Raw genomic sequence first — 2,242 nt, forward strand, 5'->3', positions numbered from 1 at the left:
GAGTTGGGCTCGAGCAGCACGTTGTCGGCCGCGAAGTAGAAGTGCTCGTCGAAGAACGGGTCGGTGCCGGGGGGGGCGGACAGCAGGTCGGGCATGGGCGGCACTTCGGCGCCGCCGGCGGTGGCGGAGGGCAGCAGCCAGGGGCCGTTGGGGCCGTCGAGCGAGCAGCTGAAGTTGGCGCAGGCGATGCCGACGTCGGCGGTCTCGAAGATGCGGTCGCCCTGGGCCTGGCCCGTGTAGGTCACGTCCTGGTAGGGCGTGATCACGCGGTAGTCGCCGTCGAACGGCAGGCCGGTCAGGAAGATGCGATGGCGCTGGAAGACGATCTGGTCGCCGGCGATGGCAGGGCCGACGGCGAAGGCCGCTTCCTGGGCGATGACCAGGCGCGCCCGGAAGCCCGAGTTGGGCTCGAGCAGCACGTTGTCGGCCGCGAAGTAGAAGTGCTCGTCGAAGAACTGGTTGGGGAAGTTCTCCGGCACCACGGTGTCGCCGGTCAGCAGCAGGCACCAGCCGCCATCGAGTTCGGCCTGCGTGGACGGGCCGCAGAACTCCAGGGTGACGCCCGTCTTGTCCTGGTACCAGGACGGGAAGCCGCCGCCGGCGGGCGAGTTGTCGATCGGCCCCATGCGCTCGAGAACGGCATAAGCCGGAGAGGCGGCAGCAAGGGCGAGGACCACCGCCGCCGAAATCAGATTGCGCTTCGGATTCATGAAATATGTCTTTCCTGTCAAGGGGTGATGGTGATCGCGAGCATTTACCGGCTTACGCTTGCCCACGTTCAGGTTCGTCGCTTGGGTACTGCGGATCAGACCGGCCGAGCGGCACAGCCGGTCTTCGCGCCTGCGGACGCCGCCGGAGGCGTCGTCCCGGTGCACGGTTCGCGCTCGGCGCCATGGAGCACGGAGTGCTTCGCGGTGCGTTGCGCTGCAAGCAGTTCGTCGACCTTGGCCAACACCTGCTGCGGTTTGTCGATGTCGTAGAGACGGATCCAGCGGCCGCTCTGCGCGTCGCCGACCAGGATCTGCGCCGGGTGGTTCTCCGGCTTCGTGATGTGGATGCCGAAGGCCTGCAGCGCCTGGGCGACGTTCGTCACGTCGCCGGTCAGCCACAGCCAGCCGGGCTTGGGGGCGAAGTGCTGCGAGTACTCCTTCAGGCGCGCCGGCGTGTCGCGCACCGGATCCACCGTGAGGGAGACGAGGCGCACCTTGCGGTCCATCAGGGGCGCGAGGCTTTCCTGCAGCTGCGCGAAGGTCTGCGAGACCAGCGGGCAGATGTCGGAGCAGTTGGTGTAGACGAAGCCGACGACGACGATGCGGCCGGCGAGCGCGTCGCTCGCCAGGCGCAGTTGGCGGCCGTCCTGGTCCACCAGCGTGGCTGCGTCGGTGGGCTTCACCGGCTTGCCGGCGGCCGCGGCCGCCGCACGGGCGCCGTGGTGGCCCTCGTGCCCGTCGCCGTGCGCCCAGGCGCGCGGCATGCTCAAGGCAAGGCCGAGCATCAACACGGAGATCGCGAGGCCCTTGGTCCGCCAGTTCATGTCCGCTCCTCTTTGTGTGTCGCAGCGCTGAAAACTCGCCGCGGGTGTAACTCGTGTTACGCAAAGGGCAGACCAAGAACCAAAGTGCCAACTGTTTCGGCACGTAGGCATGAAGGTTTACAAAAAGGCCGGGAACGAGGGTGCCGTTCAGATGTTTGACTTAGATCAAACATGTAGCCCGAATGCATTCAAAGGCATCCCGAGCTGGGGAAAGGGTGGGGAATGGTGCCGGGGCAATTCCCCAGGATTGGGTGGGGGAGGACACCCGTTCCCCAGCCAGTCAGGCGGGAGCTTTACTCCAGGCCGCTTTGCAGCCGGTGGTAACGCGAGATCACGCGGGGCACGTAGGCCTGGGTCTCGGCGTTGCGGGGAATGCCGCCGCTGCGCTCCACGGCGGCGGGGCCGGCGTTGTAGGCGGCCAGCGCCAGGGCGAGGTTGTTGCCGAAGCGCCCCAGCAGATCCTTCAGGTAGCGGGCGCCGCCGTCCACGTTGGCGGCAGGATCGTGCGGATTGGCGACATCGAGCATGCGCGCGGTGCCGGGCATCAACTGCATCAGGCCCATCGCCCCTTTCGGCGACACCGCCTTGGGATTGAAGCCCGACTCGGTCTCGATCACGGCCTGCAGGAGGGCCTCGGGCAGGCCGTGGGCGCGCGCGGCGGCGCTGACCAGGGCCGACCACGCCTCGCGCCGCTTCGCCAGCGCCGAG

At 67.9% G+C, this 2,242-nt stretch carries 3 protein-coding genes; all 3 read right to left on the reverse strand.

Translation table 11 applies throughout. The features are described 5' to 3' along the window. A partial coding sequence (locus VFM98_RS07325; RefSeq protein ID WP_325109253.1) for a hypothetical protein occupies positions 1-710 on the reverse strand: 710 nt, incomplete at its 3' end. Positions 711-805: 95 nt separating this feature from the next. Next, positions 806-1,534, reverse strand: coding sequence for an SCO family protein (locus VFM98_RS07330; protein ID WP_325109254.1), 729 nt, complete (start codon positions 1,532-1,534; stop codon positions 806-808). A gap of 293 nt (positions 1,535-1,827) precedes the next feature. After that, positions 1,828-2,242, reverse strand: a 415-nt coding sequence (locus VFM98_RS07335; RefSeq protein WP_325109255.1) for a lytic transglycosylase domain-containing protein, incomplete at its 5' end; no start/stop codon positions are given.

Origin of the sequence: Ramlibacter sp. (assembly GCF_035706265.1) — a bacterium.
Taxonomy (GTDB): domain Bacteria; phylum Pseudomonadota; class Gammaproteobacteria; order Burkholderiales; family Burkholderiaceae_C; genus Ramlibacter.